This is a genomic window from Nocardia sp. NBC_00416, from assembly GCF_036032445.1.
In the GTDB taxonomy this organism is placed as follows: domain Bacteria; phylum Actinomycetota; class Actinomycetes; order Mycobacteriales; family Mycobacteriaceae; genus Nocardia.
The window spans coordinates 3,816,423-3,835,584 of sequence record NZ_CP107932.1; the positions used below are offsets into that span (position 1 = coordinate 3,816,423).

At 65.9% G+C, this 19,162-nt stretch carries 27 protein-coding genes and 1 pseudogene; 12 read left to right on the plus strand and 16 right to left on the minus strand.

Going from position 1 to position 19,162, the window contains the following annotated elements:
* Nucleotides 1-215: 215 nt before the first annotated feature.
* The gene (locus OG804_RS16165) at nucleotides 216-782 is read right to left on the minus strand and encodes a dihydrofolate reductase family protein (protein ID WP_328387405.1); all 567 of its coding nucleotides are present in this window, start codon (nucleotides 780-782) and stop codon (nucleotides 216-218) included.
* Nucleotides 783-1,206: 424 nt separating this feature from the next.
* Here OG804_RS16165 and OG804_RS16170 point away from each other — a divergent pair, with 424 nt between their 5' ends.
* Nucleotides 1,207-1,488 (plus strand): hypothetical protein, encoded by a 282-nt coding sequence (locus OG804_RS16170; protein WP_328387407.1) that lies wholly within the window; start codon nucleotides 1,207-1,209, stop codon nucleotides 1,486-1,488.
* 76 nt (nucleotides 1,489-1,564) lie between these two features.
* Here OG804_RS16170 and OG804_RS16175 read toward each other — a convergent pair whose 3' ends face one another.
* Nucleotides 1,565-2,077 (minus strand): imine reductase family protein, encoded by a 513-nt coding sequence (locus OG804_RS16175; protein ID WP_328387409.1) that lies wholly within the window; start codon nucleotides 2,075-2,077, stop codon nucleotides 1,565-1,567.
* Nucleotides 2,078-2,224: 147 nt separating this feature from the next.
* Nucleotides 2,225-2,599, minus strand: coding sequence for a nuclear transport factor 2 family protein (locus tag OG804_RS16180; protein ID WP_328387411.1), 375 nt, complete (start codon nucleotides 2,597-2,599; stop codon nucleotides 2,225-2,227).
* 341 nt (nucleotides 2,600-2,940) lie between these two features.
* On the opposite strand from OG804_RS16180, the gene OG804_RS16185 reads away from it, so the two are divergent.
* Nucleotides 2,941-3,123 carry a hypothetical protein gene (locus OG804_RS16185; RefSeq protein ID WP_328387412.1) on the plus strand — a complete coding sequence of 61 codons (183 nt, stop codon included), beginning with the start codon at nucleotides 2,941-2,943 and terminating at the stop codon, nucleotides 3,121-3,123.
* 80 nt (nucleotides 3,124-3,203) lie between these two features.
* Here OG804_RS16185 and OG804_RS16190 read toward each other — a convergent pair whose 3' ends face one another.
* From OG804_RS16190 to OG804_RS16200, 4 genes and pseudogenes are all read right to left on the minus strand, one after another.
* A complete protein-coding gene (locus tag OG804_RS16190) occupies nucleotides 3,204-3,701 on the minus strand; it encodes a hypothetical protein (RefSeq protein WP_328387413.1) in 498 nt (165 codons plus the stop codon).
* A gap of 88 nt (nucleotides 3,702-3,789) precedes the next feature.
* Nucleotides 3,790-4,140 (minus strand): annotated as a pseudogene (locus OG804_RS32350) (SRPBCC family protein); the annotation flags it as partial.
* Nucleotides 4,141-4,186: 46 nt separating this feature from the next.
* Entirely contained in the window at nucleotides 4,187-4,552 is a 366-nt protein-coding gene (locus tag OG804_RS16195; RefSeq protein ID WP_328387414.1) for an ArsR/SmtB family transcription factor, read from the minus strand.
* Nucleotides 4,553-4,558: 6 nt separating this feature from the next.
* Complete coding sequence (locus OG804_RS16200; protein ID WP_328387415.1) at nucleotides 4,559-4,993, minus strand: SRPBCC domain-containing protein; 435 nt, start codon at nucleotides 4,991-4,993, stop codon at nucleotides 4,559-4,561.
* 305 nt (nucleotides 4,994-5,298) lie between these two features.
* On the opposite strand from OG804_RS16200, the gene OG804_RS16205 reads away from it, so the two are divergent.
* Nucleotides 5,299-5,880 (plus strand): DUF1707 SHOCT-like domain-containing protein, encoded by a 582-nt coding sequence (locus tag OG804_RS16205; RefSeq protein WP_328387416.1) that lies wholly within the window; start codon nucleotides 5,299-5,301, stop codon nucleotides 5,878-5,880.
* A 141-nt stretch (nucleotides 5,881-6,021) separates the two neighbouring features.
* Here the strand turns inward: OG804_RS16205 and OG804_RS16210 are convergent, their stop codons facing one another.
* A complete protein-coding gene (locus tag OG804_RS16210; protein WP_328387417.1) occupies nucleotides 6,022-6,300 on the minus strand; it encodes a hypothetical protein in 279 nt (92 codons plus the stop codon).
* 75 nt (nucleotides 6,301-6,375) lie between these two features.
* A complete protein-coding gene (locus OG804_RS16215; protein WP_328387418.1) occupies nucleotides 6,376-7,119 on the minus strand; it encodes a TetR/AcrR family transcriptional regulator in 744 nt (247 codons plus the stop codon).
* An 85-nt stretch (nucleotides 7,120-7,204) separates the two neighbouring features.
* Here OG804_RS16215 and OG804_RS16220 point away from each other — a divergent pair, with 85 nt between their 5' ends.
* Nucleotides 7,205-8,068 (plus strand): SDR family oxidoreductase, encoded by an 864-nt coding sequence (locus OG804_RS16220; protein ID WP_328387420.1) that lies wholly within the window; start codon nucleotides 7,205-7,207, stop codon nucleotides 8,066-8,068.
* A 209-nt stretch (nucleotides 8,069-8,277) separates the two neighbouring features.
* Here OG804_RS16220 and OG804_RS32355 read toward each other — a convergent pair whose 3' ends face one another.
* Both OG804_RS32355 and OG804_RS16225 read right to left on the minus strand, forming a co-directional pair.
* On the minus strand, nucleotides 8,278-8,574 hold the full coding sequence (locus OG804_RS32355) for a GFA family protein (RefSeq protein ID WP_442941883.1): 297 nt from the start codon (nucleotides 8,572-8,574) through the stop codon (nucleotides 8,278-8,280).
* Nucleotides 8,575-8,771: 197 nt separating this feature from the next.
* Entirely contained in the window at nucleotides 8,772-9,320 is a 549-nt protein-coding gene (locus tag OG804_RS16225; protein WP_328387422.1) for a hypothetical protein, read from the minus strand.
* Between the two features lie 784 nt (nucleotides 9,321-10,104).
* Between OG804_RS16225 and OG804_RS16230 the strand changes: the two genes are divergently transcribed.
* The 5 genes from OG804_RS16230 (at nucleotide 10,105) to OG804_RS16250 (ending at nucleotide 13,931) form a co-directional block, all read left to right on the plus strand.
* On the plus strand, nucleotides 10,105-10,524 hold the full coding sequence (locus OG804_RS16230; protein ID WP_328387424.1) for a hypothetical protein: 420 nt from the start codon (nucleotides 10,105-10,107) through the stop codon (nucleotides 10,522-10,524).
* 130 nt (nucleotides 10,525-10,654) lie between these two features.
* Nucleotides 10,655-11,065, plus strand: a complete 411-nt coding sequence (locus tag OG804_RS16235; protein ID WP_328387426.1) for a nitroreductase family deazaflavin-dependent oxidoreductase — start codon at nucleotides 10,655-10,657, stop codon at nucleotides 11,063-11,065.
* Between the two features lie 151 nt (nucleotides 11,066-11,216).
* A complete protein-coding gene (locus OG804_RS16240; protein WP_328387428.1) occupies nucleotides 11,217-11,555 on the plus strand; it encodes a metalloregulator ArsR/SmtB family transcription factor in 339 nt (112 codons plus the stop codon).
* On the plus strand, nucleotides 11,552-12,313 hold the full coding sequence (locus tag OG804_RS16245) for a DUF2071 domain-containing protein (RefSeq protein WP_328387430.1): 762 nt from the start codon (nucleotides 11,552-11,554) through the stop codon (nucleotides 12,311-12,313). Before OG804_RS16240 ends, OG804_RS16245 begins: the two co-directional genes overlap by 4 nt.
* A gap of 1,108 nt (nucleotides 12,314-13,421) precedes the next feature.
* The gene (locus OG804_RS16250) at nucleotides 13,422-13,931 is read left to right on the plus strand and encodes a polyketide cyclase (RefSeq protein ID WP_328387432.1); all 510 of its coding nucleotides are present in this window, start codon (nucleotides 13,422-13,424) and stop codon (nucleotides 13,929-13,931) included.
* 58 nt (nucleotides 13,932-13,989) lie between these two features.
* Here the strand turns inward: OG804_RS16250 and OG804_RS16255 are convergent, their stop codons facing one another.
* From OG804_RS16255 to OG804_RS16265, 3 genes are all read right to left on the minus strand, one after another.
* The gene (locus tag OG804_RS16255; RefSeq protein ID WP_328387433.1) at nucleotides 13,990-14,298 is read right to left on the minus strand and encodes an SbtR family transcriptional regulator; all 309 of its coding nucleotides are present in this window, start codon (nucleotides 14,296-14,298) and stop codon (nucleotides 13,990-13,992) included.
* A 245-nt stretch (nucleotides 14,299-14,543) separates the two neighbouring features.
* Complete coding sequence (locus OG804_RS16260) at nucleotides 14,544-15,077, minus strand: hypothetical protein (RefSeq protein WP_328387435.1); 534 nt, start codon at nucleotides 15,075-15,077, stop codon at nucleotides 14,544-14,546.
* 103 nt (nucleotides 15,078-15,180) lie between these two features.
* Nucleotides 15,181-15,543, minus strand: a complete 363-nt coding sequence (locus OG804_RS16265; protein WP_328387437.1) for a hypothetical protein — start codon at nucleotides 15,541-15,543, stop codon at nucleotides 15,181-15,183.
* A 130-nt stretch (nucleotides 15,544-15,673) separates the two neighbouring features.
* Between OG804_RS16265 and OG804_RS16270 the strand changes: the two genes are divergently transcribed.
* Both OG804_RS16270 and OG804_RS16275 read left to right on the plus strand, forming a co-directional pair.
* On the plus strand, nucleotides 15,674-16,114 hold the full coding sequence (locus OG804_RS16270) for a DUF2267 domain-containing protein (RefSeq protein ID WP_328387439.1): 441 nt from the start codon (nucleotides 15,674-15,676) through the stop codon (nucleotides 16,112-16,114).
* A gap of 53 nt (nucleotides 16,115-16,167) precedes the next feature.
* On the plus strand, nucleotides 16,168-17,094 hold the full coding sequence (locus OG804_RS16275) for a DUF5996 family protein (protein ID WP_328387441.1): 927 nt from the start codon (nucleotides 16,168-16,170) through the stop codon (nucleotides 17,092-17,094).
* Between the two features lie 354 nt (nucleotides 17,095-17,448).
* Here OG804_RS16275 and OG804_RS16280 read toward each other — a convergent pair whose 3' ends face one another.
* Together OG804_RS16280 and OG804_RS16285 are read right to left on the minus strand one after the other, a co-directional pair.
* The gene (locus OG804_RS16280) at nucleotides 17,449-17,889 is read right to left on the minus strand and encodes a DUF6069 family protein (RefSeq protein ID WP_442941540.1); all 441 of its coding nucleotides are present in this window, start codon (nucleotides 17,887-17,889) and stop codon (nucleotides 17,449-17,451) included.
* Entirely contained in the window at nucleotides 17,886-18,665 is a 780-nt protein-coding gene (locus OG804_RS16285; RefSeq protein WP_328387443.1) for a DMT family transporter, read from the minus strand. Before OG804_RS16285 ends, OG804_RS16280 begins: the two co-directional genes overlap by 4 nt.
* 51 nt (nucleotides 18,666-18,716) lie before the next feature.
* Between OG804_RS16285 and OG804_RS16290 the strand changes: the two genes are divergently transcribed.
* Entirely contained in the window at nucleotides 18,717-19,001 is a 285-nt protein-coding gene (locus OG804_RS16290) for an Lrp/AsnC ligand binding domain-containing protein (protein WP_328387445.1), read from the plus strand.
* Nucleotides 19,002-19,162 lie beyond the last annotated feature (161 nt).

Genomic DNA, 19,162 nt, shown 5'->3' on the forward strand with positions numbered 1-19,162 from the left:
GGCGGTGTCCTTTCCTACGGTGTCACGAGCTTCGACCGGCCGGGAGCCACACACACTCATCGGCCGCTGTGGGGTAGCGAGAACCCATCACCTCGCCAGTACACCCCACGAAACTGCGTTGCCGAGCATTCGACATGCGCCCAGCACGCCTTCGGGCCCGCGTCCCGCGAGGTATCCCACGGATGCGACGCCCGCAACGACGATCCCTACCCGTGTCAGTCGTGTTTCGCCTCGTAGCGCAGCAGGACCGTGCCGCACGGAAAGGTACGGTTCTCCAGCAGGCGCAGCGATATCCATGACGGCAGTACCGGGAAGAACGGGGTGCCGCCGCCCACCGCGGTGGGCGCGATTACGAGCCGGTACTCATCCACCAGCCCGGCCTGCACGATCGGTGCAGCCAGCGTCGCGCCGGCCACCTCCAGCCTGCCGTCGGTTTCGGCTTTCAGCTTCCGCACCACCTCGACCGGGTCGCCGCGGTCCAGGCGGGAGTTCCAGTCGACCGACTCCAGGGTGCGTGAGAACACGACCTTGGGCATATCGCGCCAGATGTGGGCGAAGTCGACGATCAGCGGGGTGGCGTCCGGAGCCTTATCGGCGGTCGGCCAGTACGCGGACATCAGTTCGTAGAGCCGCCGCCCGTAGAACGCCAGGGCGGTCTCCCGCTCGAAGTCGTTCCAGTACCTGTGCAGTTCTTCGCTCGGATCGGACCAGTCGATGTTGCCTTGTGCGTCGGCGATGTACCCGTCCACCGACACGTTGAAGCCATAGGTGAGTCTGCCCATACGAATCAGACTGCACCGGAGGGCAGAACTCATCGCTACGCCACACGAGATATCGCCGAATCCCTGGAGAAGTGGCGCACCCGCTGGTCGATGAACCACCGGCGCTCCGCACGCATCAGCACTGCGACCTTCTCGGTGATGTTCCTGTGGTACGGCGACCCGCATCGTTTGTCGCCCCGCCAACATGCTCCCCGGATAGCTTCCCGGCAAGGTCAGGGCTTGAAGGTGACTTCGGTGAGTCGTTCGCTGTCGGCCCACAATCGCGCGCCCAGTTCGGCGTTGCCGGCACCTTTCGGGAGTTTCGCGGGCTCGGGCGTGCCGGAGGTCTGATCGCGGCCGGCCGGACCGATGAATTCTCCGCTGGTGGCATCGGGGCTGGTGGCGGCGTAGAGCGTACGACGCCGGACTGGCCCATCCCCAGGTGATGCGGTTCCTGATGTGGTACCACCTGCTGCGTGGCGAGTCCGCCCAGCGCGCATCGGTGGCCGAGTCGATGCGAGCGAAGGTCGAGGCGATCGAACAGGCTCAACGACGCGGGACGGTGACCACGGCACTGCCCGCCGGACACATCCCGGCCTTGGTGCTGACAATCGCGAACATGTGGCACCAACCCACGGAAGACGTCGCACGGTTGGTACCCGAACCCCAACGCCGCATCCTCGTGCTGGACGCGGTGACAACCCTGATCTCATCCACCGATACCTGATACGACCAGCGGCCGCCGCATTTCCGCCGGGCGACCCCCCCACCCTTGGCGACAGCTTTTTGAGGCCGCCATCGTTTTATGAGCCCCCTCGAAGTAGCTGGAAGGTCGATCGCGGCACACCGGTTCGCTCGCTTTCGGTCAACGCACGAAGCCAGTGGTTCTGTACCGCGCGCGCCAGACCCGTATCCACTCCGACGGCCGCGGCGGTCTCGGCCACGTGCTCGGCGCCGGCCGTCATCATGCGCAGATGCCCGATATCACGCCACCCGCCGGTGTCGGTCGCCATAGTGGCCACCGCGGCGTACAAGGCCCTCATATCACCCATCGACTGTTGCGCGTAGGGCAGGAATCGCATGATCGGTTCACCCGAGCGATCGATCATGGCAAGCGCCCGCTCGAACGCGAGCAGCCCGGACAGGTAGATTGCGAGGACGGCCTGGTAGTACAGCTGCGCGAGTCCGACGTCCACGCCCAGATACTCGGGTCGGCCGAGTGGACGGAGTACCTCGGCACATGCGTCGAACACCTCGTGTTCGCCGCTGTAGAAAATAAAGGACTCCGTACCTCCGAGGCCCGCTGCGTCGGCCATCACTCCGCCGGCCAGGAATCGGCCTCCTCGTGCACCGACCCATCGCGCTGCGGCACGCGTCTCTTCTGGCGTATCCGACGAGAGGTTGACTATCGTCTTGCCCGGCAGTCGGTCGGTCGGTCGGTCAATGTGGGCGAACTCTTCGAACTACTCGACCGCCGAGGCATGAGCGGCAACGACCCGCCAGCCACGCGAGTCGTCGTGCGCCCAGGCGCGGGTGTAGCGCATCCTGGCTGCGAATGGTGATCCATGCACGCTGCCCTCGACGACGCCGAGGAACCAAGTGACCCCGGTCGTCCCTTCCACCAGTACCGTCAGTTGTTCTTCCTCGAGCTTGTCCACGATCTGAGCGCCAGTGCGGTGCAGCTCGAGATCATCGACCTTGGTGAACGTGTCCGAGCCGAGAGTGAAGATCAGCCGGTCATCGAGCAACTCGTCCAGCGCCTGGACATCCCCGGCCAGCTGCGCGGCCTGGAGTCGCCGCTCAGCCTCCCGCAAGTCATTCTCCATGGCACTCAGCATGCCAGCTGAGTACCGGTCCGGCCCTCGCCTTTCGCTGACAGCAGATCTACAACCTCGCGCGGATTCCGGATCCGACAGTCACCACTGCGCGTGGCAACAACTGCAAGTGAGTCAGCCGAGCCCTTGGGCGAACCCACCGTCGACGATCAATTCGGTGCCTGTGGTGAAGGTCGCGTCGGCCAGCTAGAGCGCGGCCGGCTCGACCTCGTCTACGGTGCCCGGCCTACCCATCGGCGTGGTCTCCTTGCCGTCACGGATGAACTCCGCGCGCTGCTCCCGCAAAACCAGGCCAGTGCTTTCTTTCCGGTCTCACCGTCGACGACGCGATCGAACTCGTCGAGATGCTGACTTTCATCGACACCTGGCTAACCGGCAGCGACCCGGCCGTCGCGCGGTCTCTTCATGCCTTCGTCGGCGCGGACGGCTACCCGCTCACCGATCTCCACGTCAGCCTGAACCGGTTCGCCACCCTGCTGGGCGGCCTCGAGATTCCGGCCCGCGACCTCCACACCGAGCCTATCTGACACGGCCCCGAATCTGACGTGGGAACGAGTCTCCGCCGACTGCGGATCATCGGCGCCGCACCTATTTTGGGGACCGGAGATCACACGTCGATGGTGTCGGGTAAGTGGGCGAGGAGTTGTTGGGTGTGGCCGGGTATCTCCACCTCGGCGAGGCCGGTGATGAGATCCCTGAGCGGCATGGGTTGGTCTACCAGGACAATGCCGTTCGACAGGAGGAGGGTCGGTATCGGTGTGTCGAGCTCGGTGGTGCTGAGCATCGCTCCGCCGAGTTCGCAGAGGGCTTCCGCTTGGATGCGGATACGGTTGCGGAGTCCGGTGTTGCCCCCGGCGAGGGCGATGACGCGGTCGATGGTCCAGGTGTCGAGTGCTGTGCGGTTGTCATAGGAGGTGATTGCTCCCGACGCGGCCGAGGAGACAGCGGTGATCGTGGCAGCGTTGACGAGTGCGACGTGCGCCAGGATCTGATCGGCGGTCCATTCGCCGGGTGGGACAGCCGCTCGGTCACCGGAGCCGGTGACGGTGGCGGCCGCGTCGAGCAGCGCGCGGTAGGCGGCTCGGAGTGGGGTGGTGTCGAGCATGTCGTTTCCTTCTGCGGTCGGAGTCTCGGGTAATGCGCGGAAGAGATCTCGATGGGTCAGGATCTCCGCATCGGTGGGAGATCGGGTCTCAGCTGTCGATGAGATGGGGTTGGCCGGTGCCGGTGGTGATCAGGTCGCGCAGGCTGGTGTTGATGTAGAAGTCCCAGCCGCGGGAGCAGTCCTGGTAGCAGGTGCTGGCCGGGGTGAGCCCGTGGTGGGTGAACCGCAGGTTTGTTCCGCCGGTGGTGGGTGTGAGCTCGAAGGTGATCGTGGTGTCGTTCCACTCGTCGTGGTCGTGGATGAAGTCCAGGTAGGCGTCGGCTACTCGCCAGGTGACCCGTCGTACGGGAACGACGTCGGTGAGCTGGATTCGGCTGGAGGTGATGGCACGGCCGGTGTAGGAGAACTCGTCGCCGACCCTCGAAGTGCTGGTGGTGACGTTTCGGCTCCACTACCCGGTCTTGGTCTGGGCAGGCCGGAAATAGTTACTGCGGGTCCGAGGCGGCCAGTCGCTCCGCGGCCTCCGCGAAGCGCTTGATCTTGGCCAGGCGGCGATCCCAATCGACGGCGAGCGCGGCCATCCAGCGAGCCGTGGTATCCAGGGCCTCAGGGCGCACCGAATACCGGACCTCGCGGCCGACCTTCACATTGCCGACCAGCCCGGCTGCCTCCAATACCGCCAGGTGCTTGACCACCGCCTGCCGCGAGATCGGGAGCCCGTCAGCCAGTGTCGTCGCGGTGGCCTGGCCGCGCGCCGACAGCAGGTCCAGCAGTGTGCGGCGGGTCGGATCGGCCAGGGCGGCCAGAACGTCGTCGACAGTGTCGGCGTCGGTGCGACGTTGGTTCGTCATTGTCAATCATTCGGCGCGGGCGGCGAGAGCGGCGAGGCACTGCTCCCAGCCACCGGTGTGATCACGGATCACGTTGCGGCGGTTCTCCTCCGACGTCGGCAGGGCGGCGAATCCGGTTTCCACCACACGCAGCCGGGTACCGTCGCCTTCCGGCGTGAGGGTGAATTCCACGAGAGTGGAATTGTCCTCACGCAGTTCCTCGCCGGGGAACGCGCTCATCCACCGGCACGCCAGATACTTCGGCGGGTCGACCTTCTCCACCCGCATCGGGAAATCACCGTGCTCGGAGTGGTGCGACACAAGGGACTCGCCTTCGGTGGCCACCGTGCCACGCACACTCTCGTCATCGGTCGCCCAGAACCCCGGCTCGGCCACCAGTGGCCAGACCCGTTCCGGCGCGGCCGCGATCACGATCTCCCGCTCGATCCGGTCAACATTCATGGCGTTCTCCCTGGCTTCCGTTTCATATGCAACTCTAGAGTTGCACAGAGCGCCTTGGTGCGCAACCCCTGAGTTGCACTCGCTTGATCGTGGGTCTGATCTCCGGCGCCGAATACGCGCTGCTGATGGCCGAGCTCGACCGACCCGGTGGTCAGCCCCCTCGATGCCATCGCCCGCACGGTCGGATACACCTCGGTCTACGCGTTCGGTCGAGCATTTCGCCGGGCACGCTCGCAGGCTCCGGGACAGTTCCGTAGCGCGGCGCGAGCGCCCGAGCACGTCCCGACCCCGCTATCGTGACGAATATGACGGCCGAGCCACCACCCGAGAGCCTTCCGGCGGTGCGCGCCACCGACATCGAACGCGATAACGCCGCCGCGCTCATCCAGCAGGCGCACGCCGACGGACGGCTGGACCTCACCGAATTGGATGAGCGACTCGCCGCCGTGTACTCCAGCAGAACCAGACCGGAGCTGGAGGTGGTCACCGCCGATCTGTCGCCTGTCGCGCACGGCGGTACGGCAGACCGCCTGGTGCTGCGCTCGAAGGGCAGCAACCTCGCACGGCAGGGCACCTGGCTGGTGCCACCGCAGATCGTCGTGCACTCCGAACACGGCAGAGTGGTACTCGATTTCGGCACTGCCGTCCTGCGGTCCCGGGAGATTCTGGTCGAGGTGAATTCGAAACACGGCGGCGTCGAATTCGTCGTGCCTCAGGGCTGGATCATCGACCTCGACGATATGGTCACCGAGTGGGGCCGCATCAAGAACAAGGCGGTCCCACCGGTAGCCGGGATGCCCCGGCTCCGGGTCACCGGCCGCGTCGAGCACGCCGGAATCACTGTCCGTCACCCCCGCCGCCGACGCTGGTGGTGGCCGTTCCGCTGAGACCGGGACATCACCGCGAAGTCGGCCATCATCGCCACGGTCCTCGTGTTCGAGATTGTTGAATGCACCGCAGCCGAACCAGTGTCCGATCACTCCGCCTCCGGACCGATTCCGCCACCACCCAACCGCTTTCCGGGTCCGTCACACAGGCCGATCTAGTACAGCGCCCTCGCCGCCCAGCAGACGGCGGACCTCCACGTCCGGATACGGGATGCTCCGGCTCTCCTGCTGGAACGCGCGCATGAACGCGGTCATCGCGGCGGCGATCGGCGCGTGCCGGGTGAGGAGCGCGGCGACCTCCCCTGGGATCCCCTCCAGCGACTTGCCCTCGGCGAATGCGCGCACCATCCTGGCGCGCGCCTCCCGCCGGAGCCCGTACAGGGCGGTGACCAGCCAGTTCACCAGGTACCCTGGCTCCACGAATGCAGCAGACAGTGCGCGTCGACCGTTGATTGCCGCGGCCTTCCAGGGTCGGCTTGTCGGCGCATTCAGGGTTCAGTGGTCACCTGCGAGACGGTCGAGCCACTCTCGGAGCAGGCGTTGCTCGGCGGAGGTGAGCGTTGTTTCCCCGGGAAGATTGGCGCGGAGTGCTCGGGCGGCGGCGGCCGGGCCGGTGTCTTGTATGGCCGGTCGTTCGTTGGTAATCGCGGTGACCATGGCCTCGCGGAGTGCGGTGAGCAGGGCCGGGTCACGGTTGGCTTCCGGGAAGGACAGCCAGGTCAGAACCGCACCCCGGCCGGTGGCGTGAATGATCCCGGCAGCAAGTTGTTCATCGACACGCAACCAGCCACCCGCGGCGAGGCGACGGATCCTTCCGCGCAGGATTTCCAGTCCGGCCCGGAATGCGGCCGACTCGGTGCCCGCGGGTTCGCTGTACATGAGGGTGTAGAGCGCGGGGTTGGACAGACCGAACTCGACCGCGAGGTCCCATCCGGCCCGGAGATCTTCGATGGGGTCCACGGGGTCGAGGACTGCGTGTTTGCCGGCGACGAATTTAGCGAAACCGTACTCCGCCACCGCTTCCAGCAGTCCGTCCTTGTCACCGAACAGCCGGTAGATCGCTGGTGGCTGTAACCCTGCCATGTCGGCGACTGCGCGAGTTGTCACCGCATCACGACCGGCGCGTTCCAGCAGGTCGGCGGCGGCTTCGATGACGCGTTGCCGCTGCTGTTCGCGAGTCGACACGGTGCCGTCGGGTTCGGCGGTGGTGTCGTCGCCGGGTGACGTGGGCGCGGTCATGGATCAACGATAACGCTTGACTGTTTCCATCGGAAGTATCATTGTTAACAGAATAATGTTTCCATTGGAATCAAGGAGTAGCGACATGATCATAGTGACCGGAGCCACCGGGCAGCTGGGCCGTCGGATTGTCGAGAGTCTGCTGGCGCGAGTGCCCGCCGAGCAGGTGGGCGTGAGCGTCCGCGACCCGCGAAAGGCGCAGGACCTGGCCGACCGCGGAGTGCGGGTACGACAGGGCAGCTTCACCGACCCCGACAGCCTGTCCCACGCTTTCGAGGGCGCCGACCAGGTGCTCCTCGTCTCGGTCGACAAACTCGGCGTGGAGGCCGTCCGACAGCACCGGACCGCTATCGAAGGAGCCGTCGCCGCAGGCGCACACCGCATCCTCTACACCAGCCACATGGGCGCCGACCGGGACTCGCAGTTCGAGCCCTGTCGCGACCACGCCATCGACGAGGAGGTGCTGCAGACCTGCGGTGTTCCGTTCACCTCGCTCCGCAACGGGTTCTACGCCGCCAGTGCGATGCGGTTCTTCGTGCAGGCCATCGAGACCGGGCAGCTCGTATTGCCCGCGGACGGGGCAGTGAGCTGGACCGCACACGTCGACCTCGCCGACGCGGCCGCGGCGATCCTCGCCGAGGAAGGACGATTCGATGGTCCCACACCGCCATTGACCGCAGCGCAGGCCATCGACTTCGAGGAAATCGCCGCCCTCGCGACCAGGCTGACCGGCCGAACCATCAAGCGCATCAACGTATCCGACGAGGAATTCCGGCACCAGATGCTCAGCCATGATGTCCCGGCCGCGCAGGTGGACATGATGGTCGATATCTTCGCCGCCAGCCGGGCCGGTGAATTCGCTGCGGTCGACCCGACGTTGGCGCAGTTGATCGGCCGCGCGCCGACCGGTTTCGACGCGGTTCTGCGCGACGCGCTGTCGGCGAGCTGAGTGCGCGGTCAGATACCGCCCGACGAGCGCCGCCGAGCGTGATCCGTGCTCCTCCCGGATCGCGTCGATCCCGATCAGGAAGGTCGGCTCGAAACCGGAGACGCCCATGCTCACGAGAGCCGATTCTCCTCGAGCGTCACACGCCCTTCAGAACACGATCGAGCGCCGCCCGGCTCGCAGGGATAGGTTGGCCCCATGAGCGCAACGCCTCACCTCAGCGGGGCCATCCACGGGACTGCGTTGTGAGCAAAGCTCTGGTCGACCGGCACCAGATCGGCATGATCGTCCAACGCCGTGATCGTGACCCCCACAAACCCGGATTCATCACCCTTGGACGCGACCGAGGAACCGCATTCCGGGCAGAACCCGCGGCAGATCTGTGGGAAGGTCTCGAACCAGGTCGGTTCCCCACCCGGCCCGGTCCACGCGAATCCTTCCTCCGAGAAGGACACCCACGACATCACCGGAGCGCCTGACAGCTTCTGACAGTGCTCGCACGAGCACAGTTCCCTGTCAAGTGCTTCTGTTCAAACTGATCGCAATCATTCCCGGACAAACGAACTGACAGACCGCTGTGCGAATCAACAGGGGCCAGTTACTGCGGGTAATCCCATTTTCTTCCGGTGAGTTTGTATTCGGTTACTGGTAGCGGCGAGATGCCGGGGCGCATGCCGACTTGCTCCGCTTCCTTCCGATGACAGCCCTACCGGTCTCGTTCGACCGACCACCAATCAAGCACCCGCGTAGCGAACTTTTCCGGCTGGGAGCGACTCGGATCGAGGCCGAAGTAGCCGCTGAGTTCCGCGCGCAGAAACGATCCGATCTCCTGCTTGCCGGCACCCCCGGAGAGCAGCCGCAGCATGGGGGCAAGCAGGCAGTCATATTCGTCATCGGGCCCTCCGAGCTCGGGCTCGACGCCGATCGGGTCCCACTCGTTCAAAAGCCGCTGGAGTCCCCTCCAGTCCGGTGCCGCGCTTACGTGCGTTCGGATGACTCGCACCGTCCCACCGTGCACGGGATGATCCTCGGTCAAGTCCATCGCTTGTGCTGCGGCCGCGAGTGCACGCCAAACGGTCGAAGGCGACCGCTGCTCTGCGGCGACATCAGCGAGCGCATCCAGTGCGAGACCAAGCTCGTTGTGCGCGAGGAAGTCCTCGAACAAGGACAGGCCGTCACCGTTGGGGTTCGTGAGGTGCGAGCGGGCCTCGTCCAGGATTTTGCGCACCTTCGACCACAACTCGTTCAGAGACACGGACTCAATCATTGTCGAGGCCTCCCGTCCGAGGAAGCTGATTTTCCGGCGCCGCGGGTCATGAGCTGATCCTCTCTGTCATACCCAGTCGGCGCTCATGTTGGTCTCCCTGATCCGGTCCTCGAGCGTCCCGGAATGGAAGGACCGCCGCAGCAGGGGCTCTGCCCTCCGACCTTCCGGGGCACGGGAGTGCGGGGACTGTCGCGTCCCTCCACCACCCAGAGCCTGCTGAACCGACGGTGCCTCGCGGAACGAAGTTCTGCCCCGCGAGGCACCGGGGCATCGGTTTGCCGAGTTACCCCAGCGGTGCCAGCCAGGGCACGGCGTTGTCCTTGAACGACTGGTGCACCGGGACCAGGGTGCTGTGGTCGTCCAGGGACATGATCTTTCGCTGTATCGGTGCGTGGAAGTGAATGCCGTTCCGGCGCTGACACTCTTTATCGGGACACGTCGTGGCGCCGATAGTCGGCGGAAGATCGGAGCGGCAGCACCGGAGCGGGTTCACGTCGGCTCACCGGGCGGTCGTTGTCCTGTAGCAGGAGGGCAGCTGTGGCGAGGAGGACGTGGACCAGCCGCCAGTCACCGATGAGGTCGGACAGACGATGGCGCCGGGCTGCCTACCGGCCGTACACGGAAACTGGCGATGATCCGCGCCGTCCCACAGCGCTTCCGACAGTGGGGGATCATTCGCACCGGAGCTCGCCGCCTTGAACCGCAGCGGTCACCTCAGCGCGCTCTTCTGCCGACATCTGCGCCCCGAAGCCGAGTTCGGCATTATGACGGCATGGCCGGTGGGAGTCCCGGGTACGAACCCAACGAATTGCTCGGCCGGTTGGTCGGGTTCCGCCTCTACTCCGTGCAGTTCGTCATGGATTACGTCCAGTTGCACTTCGACGGCCCGAGCCAGGATATGCCTGTCCTCAACTGCGACGTCATGCCTGTCGTGGTGATCTCGGGCCGATCGTTCACGGACGGTCTCCCGGGGTACGCGCAGGCACTGCGTTCGCTGATCTCCGGAACCGTGATGCACACGGAGGAAGCCGGCGGGATCGGCCTGAGGATCGAGCTCGACAACGGGAGCGTCGTAGTGAATCCGGCACTCGCTGAGCTCGTAGGACCAGAAATCGCGATGCTGAACGGCTTCACCGACAGGCATTGGATGTGCTGGCGCCCGGGTGAGGACTCATTCGAGGATCTCGTCTGACGCCTGCCGGCACCCGACCACCTTTGTCCGTGCCGGGCTCAGCAGGGCGTCGAGAGGTTTCGAAGCCGGACTCGGCAGCGTGCTATCTCGCCGGTCGGCGGTGCGGTCCGGGGCGAGTAGCATCCGCGATATGGCGCTTGCACCAGGAACCTGGCCTCGTCCGATGCAGCGCGCGATTCGTATCTCGAACAAGTATTTGCTCAACCCGGTCATGCGCGCATTCGCCGGGAAGAAGAACTCGTACGCGGCCGCCATCCGGCATACCGGCAGAAAATCGGGCAAACAGTACTCGACACCAGTCGGGGCAGATCGCGTGCCGGACGGGTTCATCATTCCGCTGGGCTACGGGACCCGAGTGGACTGGCTGCAGAACGTGCTCGCCGCCGGGCAGGCGACAGTGTCGGCCGAGGGCGAAACCTGGGACGTCGCCGAGCCCGAAGTGATCGACGCGGCAAAAGCATTGCCGATGCTCTCGCCGAAGCGACGACGGACCTTCGAGCGCGTAGGAATCGCGCAATACCTGAGCGTGAAGTTCACCTGACAGCAGCTCCGGACCTGCCGGTGCACAGTTCGCAGTCCGTCGACCTCGTCGACCCAGCCGCGCTCGGTGGGTTCCGGCGCGTCCCTTGTCATCCGGCGACCGGACTCCCCCCTGGTTGTTCGCTATTTAGCTACAGTGCTAAATTGCAACCATGACCGAGGTCGACCCCGAAGCGGAAGCCGGTGTGTTCCGCGCGCTGGCCGACTCGACACGCCGGCAGATCCTGGAGGACCTCCGCCCCGGCGAGTTGACCGCGGGTGATATCGCCGCAAGGTTTCCGATCAGCGGTCCTTCGATCTCCCGGCATCTGGGCGTACTCAAGGCAGCCGGGCTCGTCCGAGAGCGACGGGCCGCCAATCGGATCTACTACTCGCTCGTCGAGGAACGACTGGCGTTATGCGTCGGCAGGTTCCTGAGCACGATCTGCCCGGAACAGGTCGTCGTCAGGCAGCGCAGACAGCGAACCACGAAGCAAAAGGATGCCGGATGAGACCTCCACGGATGTCCAGCGTCGTCGAGCGACGCCTTCTCGTGAACTACCGAGTCGACCCCGAGATCGCCGCGAGATCGGTGCCGCCGCCGATGCGACCGCAACTCGTCGGCGGTTTCGCGGTTGCCGGCATCTGCCTGATCCGCCTCGGACAGTTCCGGCCCAGCCGGCTACCCGGCTGGGTCGGGCTGCGCACCGAGAACGCCGCGCATCGCATCGCGGTCGAGTGGGATGGTCCGCGGGGACGCTCGACCGGCGTGTACATCGCGCGCCGCGACAGCGGCTCGGTGCTCAATGTCCTGGCCGGTGGCCGACTGTTTCCCGGTGAGCACAGTGCGGCACGGTTCGACGTGCGAGAGTCGGCGGCGGACCTGCACGTGGCCTACGCCAGTCATGACGAGACGACCCGCGTGAGCGTGGACGTCCGGACCGCCGAGCGGTTCCAGGGAAGCGAACTGTTCGCCGATCTGGCGCAGGCATCGGACTTCTTTCGGCGCGGCTCGGCCGGATTCTCGGCCACGCGTGGCGGTCGACGCCTCGATGGGCTCGAACTCCGAACGGATTCGTGGCATGTCGAGCCGGTCGAGGTCCGCTCGGTTCGGTCCACGGTCTTCGACGACCGGGACCGGTTCCCGCCGGGCAGTGCGGTGCTCGACTGCGCCTTGCTCATGCGCGAGGTGCCGGTGGCGTGGCATCCCCTTCCGCCTATGCGGGTCGATGCCGGCGCGACCGCAGAGAACAGCGCACGTCTGGAATAAGTGTCGGCGGCGGACGCGACGTCAGGTTGCGGCAGCAGCCGCCGGCTTGCGTCAGAACGATGGCGGTACGTGGGATCAGTTGGTGAAGGACGGCTGGTGTAGAACGTCTGGCACCCGACCACCTCGGCACGCTCGGACTCAACGCGGTCGATGACGTCGCCGACGTCGAGACCGTGTTACCACGCCGCAGCTTCGTCCGCCGGACCTCCGTACGAGTGACACAGTGAGCACGCCGGCTCGGGATCGGACCATCACCGCCGGTGATCGTGGCGACGATCCGGTGGCCGAGATGATCGCCACCGAAGCGTGACGGCAAGCAGGGCGGCCCGAGCGGCCGAGGTAACGGATTTCGCCCGGTCAGCCGTCTATATTGCTCACGGCCGACACTCCGCACCGGCCGAACTCGTGACTACTTTTCTCGTCGGGGGCGAGCCTGGTTGTCCAATTACCGCATCCGTTCTCCGCCGGATACACCGTGACGCCCTGCGTCGAATTACATCGATTGTGGAAATAGACCGTGGTATGCATGATGCCCCCCTCATACGAGTAGGCGATGCAATCGTCTACGCCTCTTTCTGCCGACGCGGTGCCGCTAGCGACACCGAGACCAGCCGCCGCGAAGGCCGCAACCGCAACAACTTTGGAAACGAATGGCTTCCACACAAAATGTTCATTTGACACAGAACGATCGTGCGGGCTCCCGAACGATCTTGTCAAACCGGAGTCTCGATACGTGATATTCGCTGCCCAGGGGACCGGCACTTTCACGACGACCTGGCGGACCAACCAGGAATGATCGCGTAATTCCCCCATCCGCAGGCTGCAGCGTCCCGCGAGCCGACAATCCGGAGACATTCGATACAGATCACATGGAATTGTTTAAGGGAGCTCATGACTGGGTAATACGGATGTTCCGGACGCCGATATGCCAGACAAGCGGCTTATCGAATTCAGCGCGAATACAGCGCCCACGGAGCAACGCATACAGGCGTCCGAATTCTAGCCCGGGCATTATTCGATGACATGTGCGCCGCCTGTGGGGTGGCCGGGGCGATCCGGCCGGCGAGCAGAGCTTGAACGCCGGACCGTTACGGGCGAAGATCGATGCATGATCGGTGACCGCTGGGGTGTGAACGACAGCGAGATCATGCGCTCATACCCCTGCGACGACTTCGTCACCGCACCCGCGCTGGAGGTATGGCGGGGCGTGACCGTCCAGGCACCTTCCGACGCGGTATGGCCATGGGTCACCCAGGTCAGGCTTGCGCCCTATTCGTACGACTGGATCGATAATCTGGGTCGGCGCTCACCCGGCGAGCTGGTAGCTCTTCCCGAACCGCATGTCGGCGAAAGGTTCACGACCGCCTGCGGACGCCGGCTGGGCCGGATCGTTTCGGTCGACCCGGGGAACGCGATGACCGGCACCATCCTGAGCGCCGTCATGTCCTATGTCCTCGTGGCAGAGGGACACAGCACGACGCGCCTGCTGCTCAAACTGGTCATGCAAACCAACCGCTGGGTGGCGCTCGGGTTGTCCGTAGGCGACCTGGCCATGGCCCGGCGGCAGTTGCTCAACCTGAAACTACTCGCTGAGCGGCAGCACCACAGCGACCTGTGAGGACGCAATGTCCATCGGCTGTTCAGGAGCCGTTGATCCAGAGCAGCACGACAACAAACTATCCGCGGCATTTCGAAACGTGTTGCGGTGCAACGTAATGCAACCCGTCGTACAGGATCGTGGCGATGTGTACCGCATCGTCCTTCCAACCGGTATTGCGCAATCCGCAGATGCCGCCGAGAGCCCGCAGGACGACGCGCCCGCTGACGCCCTCGCGCAGGAGGCCGGCGGTAACGCCTGCGGTGAGCAGCTCGTCGAGGGCGTCGGCCATCTCGTTGCGGGTGTCGTCGAAGACCGGGGACGGATCCAGCACGCCCCCGGCCATCAGCCGCCCCAGTGGCCCGAAGGAGTCTCCCAGCAGATGCATTTCGATCTCGCCACGGACGACCCGGCAACCGCAGACGAGCGGGTGCTCGACGCCGGCGGCCGGCGGCCGGCGACTGCGACCGGCGAACGATATCGTCGCCTCTGCCCAACCGGGCTCCCGAGTCTATGCCAGCCCCGCCGGGCATCCCTTCTGCCTTCGTTCGGCCTGATCGCCTGCGTTCGAATGGGATTCGATGACGAGGGTCAGCCTTCCGACAACGCGAGGTCACGCTCGCCGCGGTGCGGTCAGGGGACGAACACTTCGGCCGTTGGCGGAACACTCGGGCGGTCGGTGCGCACGGTGAGCGCGACCCGGCCCGGGCCCGAGTCCACGTGCAGGTAGAACGGCCGGGAACTCGTGTTGCCCGCGGGGATGAACCGGCTCACCGAGCCGCTCCGGCCGGTGTCGAAGTTCCGCCAGTCGACGATCGCCGTGACGTCACAGGCCAGGACTGTCGGTGCGAAATCGCCCAGCGGGGAGAAGCCCTGCGTGATCCGCAGCTCTATGGAATGGGCAGTCCCCGGAAAAGCGTGGTACTGGCCCAGGGGTCCGTCGTAGGCGACTCCGGCGGCGCTCAGCATGCCGACGCAGACACCGTTGCCCACCGTCCATGCCGGGGCCGTCCGGACCTCGGTCGTGGCGCAGGTTCGGGGTCCGACGTTCGATACCCCGAGCTGGCACGGATCGGCGGCCTCGGCGACCCCCGGCGCTGTCACGGCCATCGCCGCACCGACGAGTCCGGTAGCTGCTGTGGTGGCCAATTTCCGTGCGATCGTCATGCACGAATGATCGTGCGCCGCCTCGTATCCATTACATTTTCGCGTCGTCTCTGCTCATGATCGCGGCGGCGATCCGGTAGCCCGATGAGGTGGCCGATCCGGGCTACCAGGTGCCGACGGATTTCACGTCCCACGCCAGACGGATCCAGGGTTTGGTTTGCAGCACGAGAGGCTCGTTCGTGCCGCTCGGGAACCAGAGGCGCAGACCTTCGTAGTCGGACCGGCTTCGGTCTACGCTCAGCCGATCCAACGGGCGAAGACAGCCCAGGTGAGTATGTTCCTGCCCGTCTGCGTAGAGGCTGATATATGCCTCGCCGGCCGTTGGGTCGATCGAGAACAAGGCAGACCGAGCGCCTCGGGTGAGCCGGAACGAATGCAGTCCGACGGGCCAGTCGAGATCCTCGAACTGTCGGGTCGGCTCGTCCTCGAAGAGCCAGATGAGATCGACGAGGTCGGGAATCTCCATGCGTCGACGGTAGCGGCGGGCGCCGGACCGCCGCGGGGCAGGAATCGAACCTGCTGTTCCCGCGGGTCACGCCGTAGAATTGCGGTACCGACCGCGTATCGGACCGGCCACCTGGAAGGCAGGTGCACCAATGACGCATCACAATGATCCCCTTGCCGCCGGCATGCACAACGCACACACTTGGCTGCGGGCCGTCGCCGACGCGCTGGGTACCGAAGATCTCACGTTCGCACTGCGTGCGCTGCGCGCCTGGATGCACACCGTCCGAGACCGGATCAGCGTGCCCAACTCCGCGCATCTCACCGCCCAACTACCCGACTTCCTGCGCGGCATCTGGTACGAGGGATGGGTACCGAGCCGGGTACCGGGAAGCCACGGCGTCGCGGAGTTCGTCGACGAGTTCGCGGAGCGCGCCGGGATCTCGGCAGGCGATGTCGCGTTCACCGCCGGCTGCATCACCTCCGCACTGGAGCGGATGATGTCGCCCGGCCAGCTGGATCACGTGTTCGCCGTGTTCCCGGATCGCCTCGGCATCGTGTTGCGCGGTGAGCGGCCGATGGCCGAAACCTGACGCACCGCCGCCCGCCCCGAGCCCCCCGGGTTCACCGAGCCGAAGGGACGGATATGCGCACCACATCGAACGAAGTCTGGCCGGCCCTGCGGGTGGACGACTGGGCCGATACCCGCGACACACTGCACATGTGGACGCAGATCGTCGGCAAACTCCGCCTGGCCCGCGCCCCGATGGTCAATCACTGGTGGCAGGTGACCTTCTATGTCTCCGCACGCGGGTTGACCACCTCGGCGATCCCCTACGACCGCGGAACGTTCGATATCGAATTCGACTTCACCGACCACCAGCTACTCATCCGGTCCTGCACCGGCGCGCGGCACCGGATCAATCTGGAGGCCAAAACCGTGGCCACGTTCTACGAGGAAGTGATGGCTGCCCTGCACGCGCTGGGTATCGACATCACGATCCTGGCCCGGCCGGTCGAGGTGGAAAACGCGATTCCGTTCGCCGAGGACACCACGCATGCCGCCTACGACCGGGACCACGCCAATACCTTCTGGCGCCAGCTGGTGGCCGCCGATCGCGTCTTGAACCGGTTCCGCGGGGAGTTCGCCGGCAAGGCCAGCCCGGTGCACTTCTTCTGGGGTGCGATGGACCTGGCCTACACCCGCTTCTCCGGGCGCACCGCGCCACCGCATCCGGGTGGCGCCCCGAACTGCGCCGACTGGGTCATGGTCGAAGGCTATTCACACGAACTGGCCAGCACCGGTTTCTGGCCCGGCGGCTCGGCCGAGGGCAGTTTCTACGCTTACGCCTATCCCGAGCCCGACGAATACGCGCAGACACCGATCCGGCCGCGGGCCGGCTACTACGACGCCTCCATCCACGAGTTCCTGCTTCCCTACGAGCAGGTGCGCACCGCCGACGAGCCCGAAGCCACCGTGCTGGAGTTCCTCCGGTCCACCTACGATGCCGCCGCCGACGCCGCCGGCTGGGACCGCGAACACCTGAACGCGATCGCGCCTCGGCAGCGGTGACGCCAAGATTCTCGGATCGGCGAATTCCGATGTCGTGGTTCCGAGTCTCCGGGAGCAAGTGGCCGGCTGCGGCCCCACGCGTCGCTGGTGCGCTGCCGGCCGGTGCGGTGCTGAGGTCCGTCGCTCCCGCACAGGCTCAGGCGCAGATCGAGCTCCAGCCGATCGAGACACAGGCGATCGGCAACAGCGGGATCGCCAGCGGTTCGGCCGTTCTGGACAACTTCTTCTGCGGAACGCTCTGTCGCCCGGTCTGCTACCCCGACGGGCTTCCGAACTGACCTGGCCGCCGCCGCTCGGTCCGAGCTTCGACGAGAAGGGCCTGCATCCATTGGATGCAGGCCCTTCTCGTGCATGTCACCCTTCGATCAGCTTGCGGCGCATGCCCTCGGTGGCGACGACTATGGCGGGGACCAGTGTCAGGTGCGTGATCGACAGCGCGATCGTGGACGCGGTGTCGAAGTCGGCACTCACGGTCGAGCCGATGGTCGCGACGGCGAGCACCGGGCCCGTCACCGCGGCGACGCGCAGCACGCCGGTCCACTTGTAGGACAGCAGCGCAGCCGCGCTGAGACCGATCAGCATCGGGACCACTGTCATCGTGATGATTCCGCCGGGGGCGACACTCTGCACTTGACCCGCATTGGTCGTTTCGAACGTGCCACCGGCGGCCGCGCCGATCAGCCAGACAACGAGGTTGGCCAGGAGAGCGGCGCCGAGCGCGCCGAAAACGGCGACCGGACGATTCATGGCGGGGATGCGGGCGGCGGTTCCGGCGATAGTGGCGGCGGTGCTCATGATGATCTCCTGGAGTCGTGAACTTCTCGTGAGACCATCCTGAAACCTAAACAATTATTTAGGTCAACCCCCTTCGAGAACTTCGTCGCATGTGCGGAATCGCGACCGCGCGGCGTCTGCGGCAGGCACGTGGTGATCATTCCGGCGAGGATCAGCGCGCAGCCGCCCCACGCCAGGGGCGAGAGACGCTCGTGGAGCAGGAGCACGCCGATCACTGCCGCGGCCAATGGCTCGGCGAGGCCTAGCGTTCCGGCCGTGGTCGCCCGCACCCGGACGAGCCCCGCGGTGAACAGCCAGTACGCGGCGGCGGTGGTGGTGGCCAGGCCCAGCCAGGCGATCAAGGCGAGAGCGGTCCCGCGCAAGGGGGTGCTGTCGCTGATCATCCAAGGCACCAAGGGAAGCGAGCCCAGCAGCAGGGCGAGCGCGGACAGTGCGGGCAGATCGGCGGCGCGGTTCGCGGCGGCCATCTGTCCGGCGCAGACGGTGTAGAGGCCGTAACAGGTACCCGCGGCGACCGCCAGCAACAGGCCGAGCGGATCCATTCGGGCCCCGCCGACCGGCGCCGGCAGCAGGGCGCAGCCGGCGACCGCCGCGACGGTACCGGTCATCCAGGCGGCGCCCAGAGCGGTCACCGTGGCCAGCGCGGCACCGGTCCGCGACACCGAGGAGAGGAAGGCCGCCTGGAAAAGACCCGTCGAGACCGCGCAAACCAAGAGCGGGCGCACGGTCGCGCCCGTGGCGAGATTCCGGAGTGCGGCGTCATCACCGGGTACCACGCGGCCCTGGACCTCGACGCCGCAGGCCGGCCTGTTCAGGCGCTGATCTCGGTGCGCATCCGGCCGCCGGCCCGCCCCGTCATCGAGGGGTTCCGGGATTGGGCGGCACGAATACCCGAGGTGATCGGCCTGTTCGTCACCTCGGGCACGCACGACTTCCTGATCCACGTGGCCGTCCCGGACGTCGACAGCATTTACGCCTTCGTCATCGACCGGCTCGCCGAACGCCGTGAGATCGTCGACGTGCAGACCACGATGTTCTACGAACACGTGCAGTCCCGCCGCATCGAGCCGGCGAGTGCCGACCGGCCCCGCGCCGCCCGCAGAGCTCGCTGACCAGTCGTTTGTATTGCTCACGCGTCTCGATCGATACGCCGACGCCTGCCGAAAGCACTATCGGCGTGCGACGTTCGCGGTCGTGATGAACTCGATCTGGGCGGGTGACGGCCCGCAGAACTCGCCGTCGATCCGGTCTGCCTCGCCGGCCTGCATGTGGG